Source organism: Cryobacterium sp. N22, from assembly GCF_002929555.1.
Lineage (GTDB): Bacteria > Actinomycetota > Actinomycetes > Actinomycetales > Microbacteriaceae > Cryobacterium.
Genome location: NZ_PJJP01000039.1, coordinates 357,117 through 377,070, shown reverse-complemented (window position 1 = coordinate 377,070; position 19,954 = coordinate 357,117). Strand labels below are relative to the sequence as shown.

18 protein-coding genes are annotated in these 19,954 nt (G+C 70.5%); 15 read left to right on the top strand and 3 right to left on the bottom strand.

Translation table 11 applies throughout. From position 1 onward, the window contains the following. Positions 1 to 3: 3 nt before the first annotated feature. Both ybaK and glgX read right to left on the bottom strand, forming a co-directional pair. A complete protein-coding gene (ybaK, locus tag CXY76_RS17200) occupies positions 4 to 498 on the bottom strand; it encodes a Cys-tRNA(Pro) deacylase (RefSeq protein WP_104166665.1) in 495 nt (164 codons plus the stop codon). Then, a complete protein-coding gene (glgX, locus tag CXY76_RS17195) occupies positions 495 to 2,552 on the bottom strand; it encodes a glycogen debranching protein GlgX (RefSeq protein WP_104166663.1) in 2,058 nt (685 codons plus the stop codon). Before glgX ends, ybaK begins: the two co-directional genes overlap by 4 nt. A gap of 89 nt (positions 2,553 to 2,641) precedes the next feature. Here glgX and CXY76_RS17190 point away from each other — a divergent pair, with 89 nt between their 5' ends. The 11 genes from CXY76_RS17190 (at position 2,642) to CXY76_RS17140 (ending at position 15,332) form a co-directional block, all read left to right on the top strand. Beyond that, the gene (locus tag CXY76_RS17190; RefSeq protein ID WP_104166661.1) at positions 2,642 to 3,850 is read left to right on the top strand and encodes a cysteine desulfurase family protein; all 1,209 of its coding nucleotides are present in this window, start codon (positions 2,642 to 2,644) and stop codon (positions 3,848 to 3,850) included. Positions 3,851 to 3,871: 21 nt separating this feature from the next. Continuing rightward, on the top strand, positions 3,872 to 5,053 hold the full coding sequence (gene mnmA / locus CXY76_RS17185; RefSeq protein WP_104166659.1) for a tRNA 2-thiouridine(34) synthase MnmA: 1,182 nt from the start codon (positions 3,872 to 3,874) through the stop codon (positions 5,051 to 5,053). Further along, positions 5,046 to 7,367 carry an NAD-dependent DNA ligase LigA gene (gene ligA / locus CXY76_RS17180; RefSeq protein ID WP_104166657.1) on the top strand — a complete coding sequence of 774 codons (2,322 nt, stop codon included), beginning with the start codon at positions 5,046 to 5,048 and terminating at the stop codon, positions 7,365 to 7,367. The genes mnmA and ligA overlap by 8 nt, the downstream gene beginning before the upstream one ends. An 89-nt stretch (positions 7,368 to 7,456) precedes the next feature. Continuing rightward, complete coding sequence (locus CXY76_RS17175) at positions 7,457 to 8,461, top strand: NAD-dependent epimerase/dehydratase family protein (protein WP_104166655.1); 1,005 nt, start codon at positions 7,457 to 7,459, stop codon at positions 8,459 to 8,461. 144 nt (positions 8,462 to 8,605) lie between these two features. Beyond that, positions 8,606 to 8,836, top strand: coding sequence for a hypothetical protein (locus CXY76_RS17170; protein WP_104166653.1), 231 nt, complete (start codon positions 8,606 to 8,608; stop codon positions 8,834 to 8,836). 198 nt (positions 8,837 to 9,034) lie between these two features. Further along, positions 9,035 to 10,495 (top strand): alpha/beta hydrolase, encoded by a 1,461-nt coding sequence (locus CXY76_RS17165; RefSeq protein ID WP_104166651.1) that lies wholly within the window; start codon positions 9,035 to 9,037, stop codon positions 10,493 to 10,495. 36 nt (positions 10,496 to 10,531) lie between these two features. Beyond that, the gene (gene gatC / locus CXY76_RS17160) at positions 10,532 to 10,828 is read left to right on the top strand and encodes an Asp-tRNA(Asn)/Glu-tRNA(Gln) amidotransferase subunit GatC (protein WP_088456438.1); all 297 of its coding nucleotides are present in this window, start codon (positions 10,532 to 10,534) and stop codon (positions 10,826 to 10,828) included. 4 nt (positions 10,829 to 10,832) lie between these two features. After that, a complete protein-coding gene (gene gatA / locus CXY76_RS17155; protein ID WP_104166649.1) occupies positions 10,833 to 12,380 on the top strand; it encodes an Asp-tRNA(Asn)/Glu-tRNA(Gln) amidotransferase subunit GatA in 1,548 nt (515 codons plus the stop codon). Further along, on the top strand, positions 12,380 to 13,915 hold the full coding sequence (gene gatB, locus CXY76_RS17150; RefSeq protein WP_104166647.1) for an Asp-tRNA(Asn)/Glu-tRNA(Gln) amidotransferase subunit GatB: 1,536 nt from the start codon (positions 12,380 to 12,382) through the stop codon (positions 13,913 to 13,915). Before gatA ends, gatB begins: the two co-directional genes overlap by 1 nt. Beyond that, a complete protein-coding gene (locus tag CXY76_RS17145; RefSeq protein WP_104166645.1) occupies positions 13,915 to 14,226 on the top strand; it encodes a hypothetical protein in 312 nt (103 codons plus the stop codon). Before gatB ends, CXY76_RS17145 begins: the two co-directional genes overlap by 1 nt. Continuing rightward, the gene (locus tag CXY76_RS17140; RefSeq protein ID WP_199190346.1) at positions 14,223 to 15,332 is read left to right on the top strand and encodes a VIT1/CCC1 transporter family protein; all 1,110 of its coding nucleotides are present in this window, start codon (positions 14,223 to 14,225) and stop codon (positions 15,330 to 15,332) included. Before CXY76_RS17145 ends, CXY76_RS17140 begins: the two co-directional genes overlap by 4 nt. 103 nt (positions 15,333 to 15,435) lie before the next feature. Here CXY76_RS17140 and CXY76_RS17135 read toward each other — a convergent pair whose 3' ends face one another. Next, on the bottom strand, positions 15,436 to 16,071 hold the full coding sequence (locus CXY76_RS17135) for a TIGR03086 family metal-binding protein (RefSeq protein WP_233199972.1): 636 nt from the start codon (positions 16,069 to 16,071) through the stop codon (positions 15,436 to 15,438). Positions 16,072 to 16,262: 191 nt separating this feature from the next. Between CXY76_RS17135 and CXY76_RS17130 the strand changes: the two genes are divergently transcribed. The 4 genes from CXY76_RS17130 to CXY76_RS17115 all read left to right on the top strand — a co-directional run bounded on the left by CXY76_RS17130 (position 16,263) and on the right by CXY76_RS17115 (position 19,651). Beyond that, entirely contained in the window at positions 16,263 to 17,297 is a 1,035-nt protein-coding gene (locus tag CXY76_RS17130; protein ID WP_233199970.1) for an LLM class flavin-dependent oxidoreductase, read from the top strand. Positions 17,298 to 17,325: 28 nt separating this feature from the next. Beyond that, the gene (locus tag CXY76_RS17125) at positions 17,326 to 17,946 is read left to right on the top strand and encodes a hypothetical protein (protein ID WP_104166639.1); all 621 of its coding nucleotides are present in this window, start codon (positions 17,326 to 17,328) and stop codon (positions 17,944 to 17,946) included. An 85-nt stretch (positions 17,947 to 18,031) separates the two neighbouring features. Further along, the gene (dinB, locus tag CXY76_RS17120) at positions 18,032 to 19,315 is read left to right on the top strand and encodes a DNA polymerase IV (protein ID WP_104166637.1); all 1,284 of its coding nucleotides are present in this window, start codon (positions 18,032 to 18,034) and stop codon (positions 19,313 to 19,315) included. 9 nt (positions 19,316 to 19,324) lie between these two features. Then, a complete protein-coding gene (locus CXY76_RS17115; protein WP_104166635.1) occupies positions 19,325 to 19,651 on the top strand; it encodes a hypothetical protein in 327 nt (108 codons plus the stop codon). Positions 19,652 to 19,954: the final 303 nt, after the last annotated feature.

Sequence of the window (19,954 nt, the reverse complement as noted above, 5' to 3'; positions counted from 1 at the left end):
CCGTCACCGGTCCCGGCCGATTGCGGCCAGGATGGCGCCGGTGACGGTGATGAGGTCGCCGGGGGAGACCTCGAGGTCGAAGCCGCGGCGGCCGCCGGAAACGAAGACGGAGTCGAAAAGCTCGGCCGTCTCGTCGAGCACCGTGCTCAGCCGGGTCTTCTGCCCGATCGGGCTGATACCGCCCACGACGTAGCCGGTCTTGCGCTCGGCGGTCTTCGGGTCGGCCATGACGGCCTTCTTGGCGCCGACTGCGGCAGCCAGGGCTTTGAGGTCGAGCTGACCGGAGACGGGCACGATGGCCACGACGAGGGATCCGTCGGCGTCGGCGAGGAGGGTCTTGAACACCCGGTCGGGGTCCAGCCCGAGCTTGTCCGCGGCCTCGAGGCCGTAGCCGGCCACCGCCGCGTCGTGAGGGTAGTGGTGAGCGGTGAACCGGATGCCCGCGCGCTGCAGCGCCACCGTGGCCGGTGTGCCACCGCCGGCATCCGGTTTGGTCATGCCCGGGCTTCTTCGGCCCTCAGCAGCAGCATCGAGGTTCCGCCCATGGTGAGGCGGGCTCCCGGCATGTGCGAACTCTGCACCTCGCGGATGTCGTCGTGGCTGGAGTCCCAGAGCACCGTGTAACTGGAGACACCGGAATGGAGGGGCAGCGTGACCTCGGCGGGGGTCTCCAGGCCGTGCACGATCAGCAGGATGCGGTTGAACGCCTCGTGTTCGGGGGTGCTCGCCGCGAGGTACTGCAGGGTGCGTTCCTGGGGGGAGTTCCAGTCGGTCTCCGACATAGACGCCCCGGCGGCGTTGTACCAGTCCATCTGGCTGGCGCTGGGCGTGGTGTACCCCGGGCGGCCGAAGCGCACCGGACGCAGCGCCGGGTTCTCCCGACGCAGGGCGAGCAACTGCCGGGTGATCCGGTGCAGGTCCTGCTGCCAGTCGTCGAAGTTCCAGTCCAGCCAGGTGAGCTCGCTGTCGTGGCAGTACGCGTTGTTGTTGCCGCGCTGGCTGCGACCGAACTCGTCCCCGGCGGTGAGCATCGGCACGCCCGCGGAAAGCAGCAGGGTGCCCAGCAGGTTGCGCATCGCCCGCCGACGGGTTCGCAGCACCGTGACGTCGCGAGTAGGACCCTCGACGCCGTGGTTGAACGAGTTGTTCCCGTCGGTGCCGTCCCGGTTCGCTTCGCCGTTGCCGACGTTGTGCTTGACGTTGTACGCGGTGAGGTCGGCCATGGTGAAACCGTCGTGGGCGGTGATGAAGTTCAGCGAGGCGACCGGGCCGCGCTCCAGCGAGAAGGTGTTCGCCGACCCGGCCAGGCGGGAGGCGAACCGGCCGATGCCGCTGTCGGAGGTGGAATGATTGCGCACGGCGGCGACGTCGGTGAGCCAGAAGGAGCGCATCCGGTCGCGGTACCTGTCGTTCCACTCGGTCCAGCCGGTCGGGAAGTTGCCGGTCTGCCAGCCGCCCATCCCCACATCCCAGGGTTCGGCGATGAGCTTCACCCCGGCCAGGTCCGGGTCGTCGCGGATGGCGGTGAGCAGCGGGTGGTCCGGCGTGTAGTGCACGTTCTCGTCGCGGCCGAGGGTCGCGGCGAGGTCGAACCTGAACCCGTCGATCTGCAGCTCGTTGGCCCAGTACCGCAGGGAGTCCAGCACCAGCCGCATCGGCACCTCGTGGCCGAAGTTGACGGTATTGCCACAGCCGGTGACGTCGATGTAGTGGCCCTTGGCGTTCTGCCGGTAGTAGGTGGCGTTGTCGATGCCGCGCAGGCTGGTGACCGGCCCCGCCGGGCCCTCTTCTGCGGTGTGGTTGTAGACGACGTCGAGGATGACCTCGAGGCCGGCCTCGTGCAGCAGCTTGACCATGCCCTTGAATTCGCGCAGCACCGCCTCCGGCCCCTCGGCCTGGGCGGCCTGGGTGGCATAGTCGGCGTGCGGGGTGAAGAAGTTGAGGGTGTTGTAGCCCCAGTAGTTCGACAGGCCCTGCTTGATCAGGCGCTGTTCGGAGACGAAGGACTGCACGGGTAGCAGTTCCACGGCCGTCACGCCCAGGTTCTTGAGGTACGCGATGGTGCTCGCGTGGGCCAGCCCGGCGTAGGTGCCGCGGAGTTCCACCGGCATGGCCGGGCTGAGCTTGCTCAAGCCACGCACGTGCGCCTCGTAGACGACGGTGTGATCCATCGGGGTGTTCGGCTTGACCGACCCGGCCCAGTCGAAGTCGCCGTCGACCATGGTGGACTGCCACTGGTCGGGGCCCACCCGGGCCAGTCCCCGCGCGTACGGGTCGATCAGGGTCTTCTCGGGGTGGAACGAGTGCGTGGGACCGGCGGGGCCGGAGACCCGGATGCCGTAGCGGCGTCCCGCGGTGAGGGTGCGGGACCGGCCGACCCAGACGTTGTGGGCGTCGCGCACCATCGGTACGGTGCGCACGATCCAGTTGGGGTCGGTGTGGTCGAAGATGCACAGCTCGATCGACTCCGCGTGCTCCGACCAGACGCGGAGCTCCCCACCATTGCTCGTAGCGCGGACGCCCAGATTACGGAGGGAGTCAGCTGAAGTCATGAGATCTAGAGTAATGAGTGCGGACGGTGTATAAAGACCAGCCCCCGCCGGCCCGTCCATGGGGCCCGAACCAGCCAGGAGGCGAGCACATGTCGCTGCAATTCGACCACGCGTATCTCGACCACGCGGCGACGGCACCCATGCTGCCGGCCGCCATCACGGCCTACGCAGAAGCCATGTCCGTCGTCGGCAACCCGGCGTCCATCCACAGCCAGGGCCAGAACGCCAAACGGATGCTCGAGGAGGCCCGCGAACGCGTCGCCGCGAGCGTGCACAGTGACCCCATTGAGATCGTCTTCACCGGCAGCGGCACCGAATCGGTGAATCTGGCCATCAAAGGTCTCTACTGGGCCCGGGCGCCGCGCACCCGGATCCTGGTGCCCGGCGGGGAGCACCACGCCACCGTCGACACCGTGGAGTGGCTCGCGCACCAGGAGGGCGCCCGGGTGCAGTGGATCCCGCTGGACGCGCTGGGTCGCATCGACCTCGCCGCCCTCGAGGCTGCCATTGCTGAGAACCCTGAGGATGTGGCGCTGGTCACCCTGCTGGCCGCCAACAACGAGGTGGGCACCCTGCAGCCCGTCGAGGAGGTCGCGGCGCTCGCCGCGGCCGCCGGCATCCCGGTGCACGTGGACGCCATCTCCGCCTACGGTCACGTGCCGATCGACTTCGCCGCCTTGCACGCCGTCGGGGTGTCCGCCCTGAGCGTTTCGGCGCACAAGATCGGCGGGCCGGTGGGCATCGGCGCCCTGGTGCTGTCCCGCACGGCCACGGTCGTGCCGCTGATCCACGGCGGCGGTCAACAGCGCCAGGTGCGCAGCGGCACCCAGGACGTGGCGGCGGCGGTGTCGTTCGCGGTGGCGGCCACCGCGATGACGGCCGACCTCGAGGCCGAGAACCGGCGGCTCAGCCTGTTGCGCGACGCCGTGATCGCCGGGGTGCAGTCCGCGGTGCCGTCCGCCGTGTACAACGGCGATCCCGACCCGGCCGGGCGTTTGTGCGGCAACGCCCACTTCACCTTCCCCGGCTGCGAGGGTGACTCGCTCCTGTTCCTGCTCGACGTGGCCGGGGTGTCGGTCTCCACGGGATCCGCCTGCCAGGCCGGCATCCCCGAGCCCTCGCATGTGCTGCGCGCCATGGGCCGGAGCGAAGCCGAGGCCCGCAGCGCCCTGCGGATCACCCTGGGCCGCACCTCGACCCAGGCCGACGTCGATGCCCTGATCAGCGCCCTTCCGGCTGCCTGGGCGCAGGCGATCGGCGCGGGGATGGCCGACACGGCGCCGCGTGCGTACACTTAACCAGTGAAGATTCTGGCAGCAATGAGCGGTGGGGTGGATTCCGCCGTGGCCGCAGCCCGCGCGGTCGAGGCAGGGCACGAGGTGGTCGGGGTTCACCTGGCGCTGAGTCGCATGCCCGGCACGCTCCGTACCGGCAGCCGCGGCTGCTGCACCGTCGAGGACTCGATGGACGCCCAACGGGCCGCGAACATCATCGGCATCCCGTACTACGTGTGGGACTTCTCCGAACGGTTCAAGCTCGACGTCGTCGACGACTTCATCGCCGAGTACGCCGCCGGCCGCACCCCCAACCCGTGCATGCGCTGCAACGAGAAGATCAAATTCGCCGCGCTGCTCGAGAAGGCCCTGGCGCTCGGCTTCGACGCCGTCTGCACCGGCCACTACGCCTCGATCGTGACGGATGACGACGGCAACCGGGAGCTGCACCGCGCCAGCGCCTGGGCCAAGGACCAGTCCTACGTGCTGGGCGTGCTCACCAAGGAGCAGCTCGCGCACTCGATGTTCCCGCTGGGCGACACGCCGTCCAAGGCCGAGGTGCGTGCCGAGGCCGCCGAGCGCGGCTTCTCGGTGGCGAACAAGCCCGACTCCTACGACATCTGCTTCATCCCCGACGGTGACACCCGCGGCTGGCTCGGCGAGCGGGTCGCCCCGGAAACCGGCGACATCCTGGACCGCGAGGGCAACAAGCTCGGGCAGCACGAGGGCGCCGTGGCGTTCACCGTGGGCCAGCGCAAGGGTCTCTCGATCGGCACCCCCGCCGCCGACGGCAAGCCGCGGTTCGTGCTCGAGGTGCGCCCGGTGTCCAACACGGTGGTGGTGGGGCCCAAGGAGGCCCTGGCGATCAAGGAGATCGCCGGCACCAAGTACACCTGGGCCGGACGCGCCCCGGAGCACCCCGAGATCGAATTCGCCTGCGACGTGCAGATCCGTGCGCACGCCGACCCGGAGCCCGCCGTGGCCCAGGTCATCAGCGTGCCCGCCGACCCGACCGCGACCCCGCCGACCGAGGCGCACACCGAGCTGCGCATCCTCCCCACCGAGCCGCTGACCGGCGTGGCGCCCGGCCAGACCGCCGTCGTGTACGTGGGCACCCGGGTGCTGGGCCAGTGCACCATCGACCGCACCGTCAGTGCCGTGCCGGTCACTCCGATCGACGACGTTGCAGTTCCGGTTCCCGCCGACTCCGCGACGATCAATGCCTGACGCCACGGGAGCGTCACCCGCGGCCGCGCTGGCCGCGGCCGGCGACGAGGCGGCCGGTCTCACCACCCGCATCCTCGAGGCCCGTGACGCGTACTACGAACGCAACGAGGTTGTCGTCTCCGACTCGGAGTACGACGGCCTGATTCACCGTCTGGAGGAACTCGAACGGCTCTTCCCCGAGCTGGCCAGCCAGGACAGCCCCACCCAGACCGTGGGCGGCCGGGCGGAGACCACCCTGTTCGACCCCGTGCAGCACGCCGAGCGGATGCTCAGCCTCGACAACGTGTTCTCCATCGACGAGTTCGAGGCGTGGGCGGCCAAGGTGCAGGTGAGCGCCAACCGGGCCGTGCACTACCTCTGCGAACTCAAGATCGACGGCCTGGCCATCAACCTCCGCTACGAGAACGGGGTGCTCGTCAGCGCCGCCACCCGCGGCGACGGCGTGGTCGGCGAAGACGTCACCGAGAACATCGCCCTGGTGCCCGGCATCCCCGCGCGCCTCGGCGGCACCGGGCATCCGCCGCTGATGGAGGTGCGCGGGGAGGTCTTCTTCCCCGTCGAGTCATTCCGCGAACTCAACGCCGCCCAGAGCGCCGCCGGCGAGAGGGTGTTCGCCAACCCCCGCAACGCGGCCAGCGGCTCGCTGCGGCAGAAGGCCGAGAGTAAGAACGCCGACCAGCTGGCCCTGATGAAGGCCAGGCTCGGCCGGCTGCGGATGCTCGTGCACGGCATCGGCGCCTGGGCCCAGCCCGGCGCCGAGTCCCAGTCCGCCGTCTATGACCTGCTCGCCGGCTGGGGGCTGCCCACCAGCACCCACTTCAAGGTCGTTTCCGAGCCTCGCGAGGCATCCGCGTTCATCGAGTACTTCGGCGAACACCGCGGCAGCGTCGAACACGAGATCGACGGCATCGTCATCAAGGTCGACGAACTCGCCCTGCACGACGAACTCGGCGCCACCAACCGGGCGCCGCGCTGGGCGATCGCCTTCAAGTACCCGCCGGAGCAGGTCAACACCAAACTGCTCGACATCGTCGTCAGCGTGGGCCGCACCGGCCGGGCCACCCCGTTCGCAGTGATGGAACCCGTGCGCGTCGCCGGCTCCGTCGTGCGCCAGGCCACCCTGCACAACCAGGACGTCGTGAAGGCCAAGGGCGTGCTGATCGGCGACACCGTCGTGTTGCGGAAGGCCGGCGATGTGATTCCCGAGGTGCTCGGCCCGGTCGTGGAACTGCGCGACGGCACCGAACGCGAATTCGTGATGCCCGCCGAGTGCCCGGTGTGCGGCACCCCGCTCAAGGCGGCCAAGGACGGCGACATCGACCTGCGCTGCCCGAACGCCCGCAGCTGCCCCGCCCAGGTCGGCGGCCGGGTCGAGCACATCGGCTCCCGCGGCGCCCTCGACATCGAGGTGCTCGGCGAGGTGACCGCGGCGGCGCTCACGCGGCCGACCGTGCCGGAGATTCCGCCGCTGGACACCGAGGCCGGCCTGTTCGACCTCACCCTCGAGGACCTGCTGCCCATCAGTGTCGTCGTGCGGGACCCCGAAACCGGCCTGCCCCGCGAAGACGATGACGGCACCGTGCGCCAACGCACCCCGTTCAGCCGCAATCCCACCCCCGCCGAGAAGAAGGCGGGCCTGACCGGCCCGCAGCCCTCGTCCAACGCCGTGAAGCTCCTCAACGAGATCGAACTGGCCAAGACCAAGCCGCTGGCGCGCATCCTGGTCTCGCTCAATATCCGTCACGTCGGACCGGTGGCCGCGCGGGCCCTGGCGAACCACTTCGGGTCGCTGGACGCGATTCGTGCGGCTTCCCGCGACGAACTCGCCGAGGTCGACGGGGTGGGCGGCATCATCGCCGACGCCGTCATCGACTGGTTCGCGGTGGACTGGCACCGCGAGATCGTGGACCGATGGTCCGCCGCCGGGGTGCAGTTCACGACGCCCGGGCACCCCGGGCCCGGAGCGGCCGCCGCGGCCGGGGGAGTGCTCACCGGACTCACCGTCGTGGCGACGGGGTCACTCGAGGGCTTCACCCGGGAGGGCGCCTCCGAGGCGATCATCGCCGCCGGCGGCAAGAACGCCTCCAGCGTGTCGAAGAAGACCGACTTCGTGGCCGCCGGCCCCGGGGCCGGCTCCAAGCTCGCCAAGGCCGAGGCCCTCGGGGTGCGCATCATCGACGCCGACCAGTTCCGGCTGTTGCTCGAACACGGCCCGGCCGGACTGCCCGATGCCGCCCCGGCGGATGCACCGGCGGCGCCTGATGCGGAACCAGAGTCCGTCGCCGTGGCCGAGCCCGGCCGCGACACCGACTAGGCCAACACCGGCTGGCGCATCAGCCGCTCGGCTGTGCCCAGAGCGAAACTCCCTTGCCGCGGGCACCGGGAGTTGGGTTAGCTGGCCCCATGCGATTCCTCATCCTCGGCGGTACGGCCTGGCTCGGCAGCACCATCGCGACGGCGGCGATGCACCACGGCCACAAGGTCACCTGCCTGGCCAGGGGTGATTCCGGGAACGCACCGGCCGGCATCCGGTTCGTGCGGGGCGACCGGGACCGGGCGGGGGCGTACGCGCAGGTGGCGGCCGAGGACTGGGATGTGGTCGTGGATGTGTCGCGGCAGCCCGGGCAGGTCTCCTCGGCCGTGGCGGCGCTCGGCGACCGGGCCGCCTCGTACACCTTCGTGTCCTCGGGCAATGTCTACGCCGACACCTCCACGCCGGGGCAGGACGAGAGTGCCGGGCTGCTGGGGGCGTTGGCGGGTGACGTGATGGAATCCATGGACACCTACGGCGAGGCAAAGGTGGCCTGTGAAGAACGGGTGCTCGACGGATTCGGCGCCGACAGGTCGCTGATCGCGCGGTCGGGGCTGATCGGCGGCCCCGGTGACGTCTTCGACCGCACCGGCTACTGGCCGTTGCGCTTCAGCCAGCCCGCCGCCACGGACGGCAGTGTGCTGGTGCCGGACGTGCCCGGCCTGTTCACCCAGGTGATCGACGTGCGCGACCTGGCCGAGTGGATCGTCGACGCCGCCGAGGACGGCGCCAGCGGGGTGTTCAACACGACCGGGGAGGCGGTGACGCTCGCCGAACACCTGGCCGTGGCGAGGGGCGTCGCCGGGCACACCGGCCCGGTCGTGGGCGCGGACGCCCGGTGGCTGCTGGATCACGACGTCGAGCCCTGGTCCGGGGCCCGGTCGCTGCCGCTCTGGCTGCCGCTGCCGGACTTCGCCGGTTTCAACGCCCGTGACAGCAGCGCCGCCCGCGCCGCCGGACTGGTCACCCGCCCGCTGGCCGAGACCCTTGCCGACACCCTGCGCTGGGAGCGCCTCAGAGTGCCGCAGGGCCCACGCCGGGCGGGACTGGCCGACGCCGACGAGGTCGCCCTGCTGGCCGAACTCGCTGCCGGCTGACCGGCCCGGGCCCGCCCGCCCGCCGGCCCTGGCCAGGCAACTGTTGCCGAAGCGGACGTCTGCGTCCGGTGTGCCGGGTGCAGATGTCCGGACGGGCAACAGTTGCGATCGGGACGGGAACGGGGCCGGGTCTAGGCTGCGACCATGACCCCCATCAAGGATGATGACCGTCCGACCGACGTACCCACGGTTCCGGAGCTCCTCCAGCCCAGCGAACCGCCGTTCCAGGCGCTGTTTCCGAATCTGGACCGGGTGTCCCGATCCTCCTGGCACAAGGGAACCGTCAGCCGCCGACGCATCGGCCGCGCGACGGGGGTCCTGGTCGGTGTGATCGTGGTCATCGCGGCATTGGTCGTGGGCAGCGTCATCCTCTGAGTCTGGGTAGCTGTCCGGGTGTACTCGAGCCGGAAACCCGCCGGAAACCCTGGTGTGAAATTGCTCCCGAATGCCCCGGATCGCCCTGAATGAGGGGCAGTGGCGGCGCCCGCGGCTCGATAGGCTGAGAGCGCATGACTTGCCAGGGGCGTCGAGTCTGTTTGCTGTTCATTCGTTCGGGAGGGGACGGGACGCATCGTGCTATTCGAGGCCGCTGCACTGCTGACTGCCTCGCTCGCCCTCGTCGGGGTGGGCGGGCCCGTCGTAGTGCCCGAATTCTCGCGCGTGAGCGTCAGCGCCAGCGTCCACGAAACCGTTCCGGCCCGGATCTCCGACCGTCAGAGCGACCTGGGCGCCTCGCCGGCCTGGTCACAGCTCGAGGCGCAATCGACCGCCGCCATCGACATCGACGTGGCCACCCTGCGCACCATGACCGGGTCGAACCTGCTCGTGGGGATGTCCCACCTGGCCGTCCCGGAGCTGAGGCGCTTCGCGGCCGAGTATCCCACCCGCATCGACACGCTGCTCACGACCCCGCCCGAAGCCACGGTGGTGTCGGCCTGGTGGACGCTGCTTGACCCCACACAGCGGGACGCCCTCACGAGCGCGACGCCGCGGCTGGTCGGCAACCTCGACGGCGTACCGCTGGTGCAGCGCAGCCGCGCCAACGAGCGCTACCTGGACGAGTCACTCGCCGAGGCCAAGCGGGCACTCGACAGCCATTCGTCGGATGCAGAGCACTCCCTTGCCAGCCGCCAGGTGGCCATGCTCAGCCAGGTCCAGCTGGCCCTGAAGCCCAGCGACGGCGGGCCCAAACGCAGCCTGATCCTGCTTGACCCCAGCGGGTCTGGCCGGGCGGCCATCGCCCTGGGCAACCCGGACACCGCCGACTACATCGGCTACCTGGTGCCGGGGATGAACTACCTGGTCGAGCCGCAGATGGTCAACTGGACCACCGTGGCCGATGACGTCTACCGCGAACAGCGCGCGGTCCTGGCCGCACAGGCACAGGAACCCGCCGCCAGCAAGACCGCATCCGTCACACACCCCATCACCCCGGCATCCGCCACGGGCGCCCGGCTTGTCGCGGGGTACCCGGATGCCGCGGCGACCACCGCGAAGACCGTGGCCACGATCGCCTGGATCGGTTACGAAGCGCCCGACCTGTTCTCCGTCGGCGGACGAGACCGCGCCATCGCCGGCTCCTCCTTCCTCGAAACCTCGTGGGCCGGCGTTCGCGCCAGCCGGGGAGCCGACCAGCCGTTCATCTCGGTGTTCGCGCACTCCTACGGCTCGACGGTCTCGCTGATGGCCCTGGCCAACGGGTCGGTGCAGGTGGATGCTCTCGTCGTCGTCGGGTCCCCGGGCAGCGAGATCCAGTCCGCTGACAAGCTCAAGGTCGCCAACGGAAACGTCTTCGTCGGCAAGGCCGACTGGGACCCGGCGGTGAGCTCGGCGTTCTTCGGCAGCGACCCCGGCGCGTCCTCGTACGGCGCCAGGGCCCTCGGCGTCGACGGCGGGACCGACGCCGTCACCGGCGCCTGGCTCGACGGATCCCTCGGCCACAACGCCTATTTCGAGCCCGGAAGCGAGTCCCTGCACAACATGGCGCTGATCGGCACCGACAACGCGGACCTGGCCACCGACGGCGACGAATAGAATTGGAGCTTCCGCTTCGATTTTCTTGGGAGTTTCATGTCTGAAATCACGGCCGAGCAGGTTGCGCATCTGGCCAACCTCGCCCGGATCGACCTCAGCTCGGCAGAAATCGATCGCCTCACGGTCGAACTCGGCCAGATCGTCGACTCTGTCGCCCGGGTCGCCGAGGTCGCGACACCCGACGTTCCGGCGACCAGCCACCCGATGCCGCTGACGAATGTGTTCCGCGACGACGTCGTCGTGCCGTCGCTCACCGTCGACCAGGCGCTCTCCGGCGCCCCCGATCGTGCCGGCGACAAGTTCCGCGTGCCCGCCATCCTGGACGAGGAGTAACTCAGTGACCAGTCTTATCAACCAGACCGCCGCCGCCCTGGCCGGCCTGCTCGCCGACGGCTCGGTCAGCTCCGTCGACGTCACCCGCGCCCACCTCGACCACATCGATGCCGTCGAGCCCGACGTGCACGCGTTCCTGCACGTGGCCCGCGACGCCGCCCTGGCCACGGCCGCCAGGGTCGACGCCCGTCGCGCCGCCGGCGAGAAGCTCGGCCCGCTGGCCGGCGTGCCGATCGCCATCAAGGACGTGCTGGCCACCCACGACATGCCCACCACCTCAGGGTCGAAGATCCTGGAGGGCTGGATCCCGCCCTACGACGCGACCGTCGTTCGGCGCATCCGCGATGCCGACCTGATCCCGCTGGGCAAGACCAACATGGACGAGTTCGCGATGGGCTCGTCCACCGAACACTCCGCCTACGGCCCCACCCACAACCCGTGGGACCTGGACCGCATCCCCGGCGGCTCCGGCGGTGGCTCCGCGGCCGCCGTCGCCGCCTTCGAGGCGCCGCTGGCGCTCGGCAGCGACACCGGTGGGTCCATCCGCCAGCCCGCCGCCGTCACCGGCTCCGTCGGCGTCAAGCCCACCTACGGCGGCGTCTCCCGCTACGGCGCGATCGCGCTGGCCTCCTCGCTCGACCAGGTGGGCCCGGTCACCCGCACGGTGCTCGACGCCGCCCTGCTGCACGACGTGATCGGTGGGCACGACCCGCTGGACTCCACGTCGCTGACGGATGCGTGGCCGTCGATGACCGCCGCCGCCCAGGCCGGGCTGGCCGACGGTGCCCTCAAGGGGGTGCGGATCGGCGTGATCAAGGAGCTCAACGGTGCGGGCTTCCAAGCCGGCGTCAAGCAGCGCTTCGAGGAGACCCTGGCGCTGCTGTCCGCGGCCGGTGCGATCGTCAGCGAGGTGAGCGCCCCGAACTTCGAGTACGCGGTGTCTGCCTACTACCTGATCCTGCCGGCCGAAGCCTCCAGCAACCTGGCCCGCTTCGACTCCGTGCGCTTCGGTATCCGGGTCAACCCCGAAGACGGCCCGCTCACCAGCGAACGCGTCATGGCGGCCACCCGCGATGCCGGCTTCGGTGATGAGGTCAAGCGCCGCATCATCCTGGGCACCTACGCGCTCAGCGCCGGCTACTACGACGCCTACTACGGCAGTGCCCAGAAGGTGCGCACGCTCATCCAGCGCGACTTCGCCGCCGCGTTCGACAAGGTCGACCTGCTCGTGTCGCCCACGGCGCCCACCACGGCGTTCAAGTTCGGCGAGAAGACCGAAGACCCGATGGCAATGTACCTCAATGACATCACCACCATCCCGGCCAACCTCGCCGGCATCCCCGGCATGAGCCTGCCGATGGGTCTCGCGCCCGAGGACGGCCTGCCGGTCGGCCTCCAGGTGATGGCGCCCGCTCGCGCGGACGCCCGCCTGTACACGTTCGGCGCCGCCGTCGAGCAGCTGCTCGAGGCGCACTGGGGGCACACCCTGCTCAGCCAGGCACCCGCGCTGGCCAACATCGAAATGTTCGCAACCGAAGGGGGAGCCGTCTGATGGCGAAAGCCGAATTGATGGATTACGACAAGGCCCTCGAACTGTTCGAGCCGGTGCTCGGCTTCGAGGTGCACGTCGAACTCAACACCAAGACCAAGATGTTCTGCGGCTGCGCCAACGAATTCGGTTCCGGTGCCAACACCAACACCTGCCCCACCTGCCTGGGCCTGCCCGGCGGGCTGCCGCAGGTGAACCGCCAGGCCATCGAGTCCTCGATCCGCCTGGGCCTGGCCCTCGGCTGCGAGATCGCCGAGACCAGCCGGTTCGCCCGCAAGAACTACTTCTACCCCGACACGGCGAAGAACTTCCAGACCTCGCAGTACGACGAGCCGATCGCGTTCAACGGCCAGCTCACCATCGAGCTGGAAAGCGGCCGCCAGGTGACCGTCGACATCGAGCGCGCGCACATGGAGGACGACGCCGGCAAGCTCACCCACATGGGCGGCGCCGCCGGACGCATCCAGGGCGCCGACTACTCGCTGGTGGACTACAACCGCGGCGGCGTGCCGCTGGTGGAGATCGTCACCCAGATGATCGAGGGAGGCGAGGCCGACTCGCCCGAGATCGGCAAGACCTACGTCGCCGCGATCCGCGAGATCGTCAAGGCGCTCGGCGTCTCGAACGCACGGATGGAGGAGGGCAACGTTCGTTGCGACGCCAACGTGTCGCTGCGTCCGCGCGGCTCGAACATCCTGGGCACCCGCACCGAGACCAAGAACGTCAACTCGCTGCGCAGCGTCGAACGCGCCGTGCGCTACGAGATCCAGCGCCAGGCCGCGCTGCTACACGCCGGCGGCACCATCACCCAGGAGACCCGGCACTGGCACGAGGACACCGGCACCACCTCCGCCGGCCGGCCCAAGAGCGACGCCGACGACTACCGCTACTTCCCCGAGCCCGACCTGGTGCCCGTCGCCCCGTCGCGCGCCTGGGTCGAAGAGCTGCGCGCCACGCTGCCCGAGCCGCCCGCGGCCCGCCGCAAGCGGCTGCAGGCCGCTTGGGGTTTCGTGAACCTCGAGTTCCAGGATGTCGTCAACTCCGACCTCCTCGACGTGCTGGAGGCCACCATCGCCGCCGGCGCGCCCGCCCAGTCCGCCCGCAAGTGGTGGACCGGCGAGATCGCCCGCCTGGCCAACGCCGCCGGCGTCTCCGCCGAGAGCCTGGTGACGCCGGCGCAGGTCGCCGCGCTGATCGAACTCATCACCGACGGCACCCTCACCGACCGCCTGGCCCGCCAGGTGCTCGAGGGCGTCATCGCCGGCGAAGGCACACCCAGCGAGGTCGTCGCCAGCCGCGGCCTCGCCGTGGTGAGCGACGACGGCCCCCTGATCGCGGCCATCGACGAGGCTCTCGCCGGCCAGCCCGACGTGCTCGCGAAGATCCGCGACGGCAAGGTGCAGGCCGCCGGCGCCGTCATCGGCGCGGTCATGAAGGCCATGCGCGGCCAGGCGGATGCCGCCAGGGTGCGCGAGCTCGTGCTCGAACGCGCCGGCAGTGCGGCGGCGGAGCCGGCCCCGTCGGAGTCAGCGGAGTAATGGCCCTCTGGAAGCGCCGCCCCGTGGACGCCCCCGCTACAACGGGGGCGACCGCGGTGTTCGGCGTCGGCATGCAGGTGGTGGTGCGGCTGGACCGCAGCCGCTACCCGGACTCGATGGTGGAGGACCCGATCGGGGTCATCACCGCTCCCGGCGAACTCGTCGGCTCGGCGCTCTACGCGCCCGTCGTGGGTAAGGAGGCGGTGTGGGTGGTGCATTTCGAGGAACCGTTCTACGGCCTCGACGGCACCGGTCCGCACGAATCGGCGCGCGTGTCGCAGGGCTCGCTCGAGGCAGCTCCGGAGTCGTGATCGCCGTGGCCGACGTCAACCCGCCCGCCGAGGCCGACATCCGTCGGTGGCGGCGTTACCTGGCCGATGAACAGGCCGAAGCCGCCGTCTACCGTGACCTGGCCGGGCGGCGTTCCGGGGAGGAACGCGAGATTCTGCTGGCCCTCGCCGAGGCCGAGGGCCGGCACGAGGCGCACTGGCGCGACCTGCTGGGCGATCGGGTCGGCGCGCCCCGGAAGGGTGCGCTGCGCACCCGGGTTCTGGGCCTGCTGGCCCGCCGGTTCGGTTCGGTCTTCGTGCTCGCGCTCGCCCAACGTGCCGAGGCCCGCTCGCCCTACGACGGGGATGCCGACGCCACCAGCGCCATGGCCGCCGACGAGAGCATCCACGAGGAGGTCGTGCGCGGCCTGGCCGCCCGCGGCCGCCAGCGGCTGTCCGGCACCTTCCGGGCCGCGGTGTTCGGCGTCAACGACGGCCTGGTGAGCAACCTCGCCCTGGTGCTGGGCATCGGGGCGACCGGGGTGCCCACCGCCACCATCCTCTTCACCGGCATCGCCGGGCTCCTCGCCGGAGCCCTGTCGATGGGTGCGGGGGAGTACGTGTCGGTGCGCTCCCAACGCGAGCTCCTCGAGGCGTCCACCCCGAACCCCGCCCCCCGCAGCGTGCTCTCGCACCTGGACGTGGCCGCCAACGAACTGACCCTCGTCTACCGCGCCCAGGGCATGACGCCCGAGGAGGCCGAGGTGCACGCCCGCGAGGTGCTGCGCACCGTGGCCGTCGCCACCGGTGCGCTCGATGTGAGCCGGTTGGACGCCTCGACCGTCGCCGAGGTCGACGAGCACGAGGCCATCGGCACCGGCATGGGCGCCGCGATTTCCAGCTTCTGCTTCTTCGCCTCCGGTGCCCTGTTGCCGGTGCTGCCCTATCTGTTCGGCATGCAGGGCATCGCCGCGATCATCGTCGCCGCGGTTCTCGTGGGGCTGGCGCTGCTGGCCACCGGCGCCGTCGTCGGCCTGCTCTCCGGCGGTCCGCCGCTGAAGCGCGCGCTGCGCCAACTGGTGATCGGCCTCGGTGCCGCCGGGGTCACCTACCTGCTCGGCCTGCTCTTCGGCACCACCGTCGCCTAGCGGCCCACACAACTGTGCCCCGTGCGGGCAAATGGCCCCGGTGTGCCGGGTTCACTTGTCCGTACGGGGCACAGTTGGTGCGCGCAGGCTGGCTGGGCGTCGGTCAGCGGCGGTCGTCGCGGCCGGTGAGGGCCAGCAGACGGGACTGCAGCGGCGCATCCTCGGGCATCGGCACGGGGGAGTCGAACAGGCCGCTGGCCTCCAGCGCGTCCCGCTGCGGCTCGAACACCGTCCAGACGGCCTCGATCAGCGCGTCGTCCAGGACCTCGTCGGCCGCTGTGGCACGCGCCAGGTCCCAGGAGTGGATCGTCACATCGGAGACCTGCTCGCGCAGGTAGTCCAGCACCGTGACGGTGTCGTAGGAGAGCTGCACCGAGGCATCCGCCGAAGCAGACTGCCAGGCCGCGGTGGCCAGCGAGGAGTGCGTGTGCCATTCGGCAGCGAGGTCGTCGCCGAGCGGGTCGACGCGGCGCCGGGCCTGCTCGAGGGTCAGTCCGGCCAGCAGCGGTGGGATCCACTGCTGCTCCTGAACGACGTGGCGCACCAGATCGCCGACGGTCCACTCCTTGTCGGGGGTCGGGGCGTTCCAGTCGTCGACGGCGGCAATGCGCCGGCCGAATTCACGGTGGGCCTGCTTCTGCAGGGTGTACCAGTCAAACGCCGGGGCGGCGCTGGTGTCGGTGGTTTCGGCGGCGGTGGTGGCAGGCCTTGTTGTTTCAGGCGCAGTGGTTTCAGGCACAGTGGGCTCACTTCGTTGATTGTCATGCGGCATCCGCCCAGACGGGAAAGTCCGTGCTGGGTGCAACGACAATGTGCCCATCGGCATTCCGGTCCGCGGGAAAATCAGCGGCGGGAATTCCCCCCGAGAAGCTAGGTTCGACAGAGAACGCCGCCGGGCTGTGCCCTCGGCCCTACCGAAACGAGGTCACCGTGCCAGCTTCCAGTTCCCCGGGCGCCATTGCCGTCATGCTGCCGCGGGACCTGCCCGCTGCGCAGTTCGTGGCCTACGCCCGCCGCGCCGAGGAGCTGGGTTTCGATGAGATCTGGGTAGTGGAGGACTGCTTCTTCCGCGGCGGCATCGCGCAGGCCGCGGTGGTGCTCGCCGCCACCACGACCATCGTCGTGGGAATCGGGATCCTGCCCGCCGCGGCACGCAACCCCGGCTTCGCAACCCTCGAGATCGCGACCCTCGCCGAGCTCTTCCCCGGCCGGCTGCAGGTGGGCATCGGGCACGGCATGCCCGGGTGGATGCGGCAGACCGGCAGCTGGCCGGCCAGCCCGCTGGCCATGCTCGCCGAGAACATCGACCTCATGCGCGCCCTGCTGCGCGGTGCGACCGCCACCGCAGCGGGCCGCTACGCGCAGGCGGATGCCGTGGCCCTGGCCGGCGTGCCGTCCACGGTGCCGCCGATCCTGGCGGGCGTGCGCGGACCGAAGTCCCTCTCGCTGGCCGGTGCCTGCGCCGACGGGGTGGTGTTGGCCGAGCCTGTAACGCCCGAATACCTCGCGGCGGCGATCACCACGCTCGACGCCGGCCGCGACGCTCCGCCCGAGGGCTTCGGGTTCCCCGACCTGCGCCCACCGTTGGGCCGCCGGCACGTCGTGGCCTACAACGCGGCCGCCGTCGACGAGGACCCCGCCGTGGCCCGGGACCTGGTGCGCCCGGCGCTCGAGTGGATCGGTGACCCCGATTGGGCCCCGCACATCAGGGTGCTGCCGTTCGCGGAGGAATTCGCCGCACTCCGCTCGGACAGTGGCAGCCGAGCGGACTTCGCGGCGGCGCTGCCGGAGAACTGGGTCGACCAGCTGGCGGTGGTCGGCACCGCCGCGTCCGCTCGCCGGCGCATCGACGAGCTGCACGCCGCCGGGGCCACGAGTGTCGTCCTGATCCCGGCCGGTCCTGACCCTGTGAAAGCGCTGGAGTCGCTGGCCGCGGTCCTGTCGGTTCGGACTGGTGCCGCTTAGGCTGAAACCAAAGCGAAGGAGCAGACTCATGGGATTCCTCGATCGCCTCCTGGGCCGACCCGAACAGCCGGAGCCGCCGCGCGCCGCGGCGGCCCCGCAGCGCACCGACGACGAGATCGCCGTCGAGCGCTACAGGTACCTGCTGCGCACCGCACCGCCGGAGACCATTGAGCAGGTGCACACCGAAGCGTTCAGCAAGCTCACCGACGAGCAGCGCGACCTGCTGTTCCAACAGTTGACCGAGAACGCGATGGAGGGTGAGCGCCCGGCCAACGCCGAACCGGCCACTCTGGCCAAGTCCGCCACCCGGGCCGAACTCCGCCAGCCGGGCACCCTGGACCGGGCCTTCGGCGGCGATGCGGCCGGCGGCCGGCAGGGCCCCGGCTTCGGCAGCATGCTCGGCGCCTCCCTGCTCGGCACCGTCGCGGGCTACGTCGTCGGCTCGGCTCTGGTGAGCGCGTTCCTGCCCGATATGGGCGGCGGGGCGGATGCGTCGGGCGAGTCCGGCGACACCGGCACCGACTCGGGCACAGACTCGGGCACCGAGACCACGGCGGACTCCGGCAGTGACTTCGGCGGCGACTCCGGCGGTTTCGGCGATTTCGGCGGTGGCGGCGACTTCGGTGGCGGTGACTTCGGCGGCTTCTAGCCGACCGCCGGCCGCGTCGAGCCTGTACTCTCGAAGGTAGCTTCGAGTTGATTCCGGCCGGGGCATCGGAAAGGTGTGGTGCGGCATGAGCAGGCAGGATGGCAGCGACCGGCAGACCACCGGCGTCGACGTCGACGACAGCACCGCCACCATGCTGCACATCGACATGGACGCGTTCTTCGCGTCCGTCGAACTGCTCGACCACCCCGAACTCGTGCACCTGCCCGTCGTCATCGGCCACCGCTCAGGCCGGTCCGTGGTGACTGCGGCCAACTACGTCGCCCGCAAGTACGGGGTCAATTCGGCCATGCCGATGGCCATCGCCCTGCGCCGCTGCCCGGCAGCCATCGTGCTCGAGCCGCACATGGGCCGGTACGTGGAGGTGTCCCGCCAGGTGATGGGCATCTTCACCGATATGACACCGATGGTCGAACCGCTCAGCATCGATGAGGCGTTCCTGGATGTCGCGGGCGCCCGACGCGTGCACGGCTCCCCGGCCGAGATCGGGCAGAAGATCCGCGCGCGCGTGTTCGCCGAGACCGGGCTCACCTGCTCGGTCGGTGCCGCGTCGACCAAGTTCGTGGCGAAGCTGGCCTCCGGACGAGCCAAGCCCGACGGGCTGCTGGTGATCCCCGCGGAAGACACCATCGCATTTCTGCATCCGCTGCCCGTCGGCGCCCTCTGGGGAGTGGGAGCCACCACCGAACAGGCGCTGCTCGGGCTCGGTCTGCGGCACGTGAGCGACATCGCCCACGCCCCCCGCGAGATGTTGCAGCGCGCCGTGGGCGTCGCCACCGCGCAGAAACTGCACGACCTGTCCTGGGGCATCGACCCGCGCACGATCAACCTCGAGCGCGAGGAGAAGAGCGTCGGCCACGAGGTCACCTTCGAACACGATGTCACTGATATCGCTCGGTTGCGCAGCGAACTCCTCCGCCAAGCGGATGCGGTGGCCGCCAAGCTGCGCGGCAACGGCCTCGTCGCACGCACCGTGGTGCTGAAGCTGCGCTACGCCGATTTCAGCACGGTGACCCGGTCCCGCACCCTGGCCGAGCCCACCAACGTGGGACGACGGATCTACGAGGAAGTCGCCGCGAGCTTCGACGTGCTCGCGGCCCGCGGCATCCGGGTGCGCCTCATCGGGGTGCGGGCCGAGCAACTCGGCACCGGCGACGGCGCCGGAATGGGCCTGTGGGACGATGACGACGACTGGCGGGAGGCCGAGCTGGCCGTGGACACCGTCACCGCCCGGTTCGGCCGGGGGATCGTGCGGCCGGCCTCGCAGCTGGGCGGCGGGAGCGCGCCGAAGCGGGACGTGCATCCGTTCGGAACGCCGAACGCCGGGACACCGAAGAGGGAGGGGGAGTAGCCTCACACCATGACTAATCTCGCCTTGAAGCTCGCAGAAAACGCTCGATCCATCGGCGTCCGGTCGGCCTACGGAGACCCCGTGCAAATCGAGGGCGTCACCATCGTTCCCGTCGCCCTGGTGCAGTACGGCTTCGGCGGTGGGGGCGAAGGCGACGAATCCGCGGCGGCCGGCGGTGGCGGCGGCGGTATGGCCATCCCGATCGGCGCCTACGTGAAGTCCGGCGGCGCGGCCCGCTTCGAGCCGAACGTGATCTCGCTGCTCGCCGTGGGCATCCCCTTCGTCTGGGTATCCGGCAAGGCCATCGCCCGCATCATCCGCGCCCTCAAGCGCTAGCAGTCGCTGGTCGGGCTCCTCGCGCCCAGGCGGCCCGCCCTGCAGTAGCTTCCCGCCTCGTCGGTCGAGCTTGTCGAGACCTGGTGACCGGTCCTCGTCAACGAGTCCGGGTCGCGGGATCTCGACAGGCTCGATCAGCGGATGGGTCGAGTTCCTCGAGGCCGGTGACCGGCCCTGCGCTCGGTTCCCGCCTCGTCGGTCGAGCTTGTCGAGACCTGGTGACCGGTCCTCATTGACGAGTCCGGCTCGCGGGATCTCGACAGGCTCGATCAGCGGACGGGGCGAGCTCCTCGTGCGCCGAGG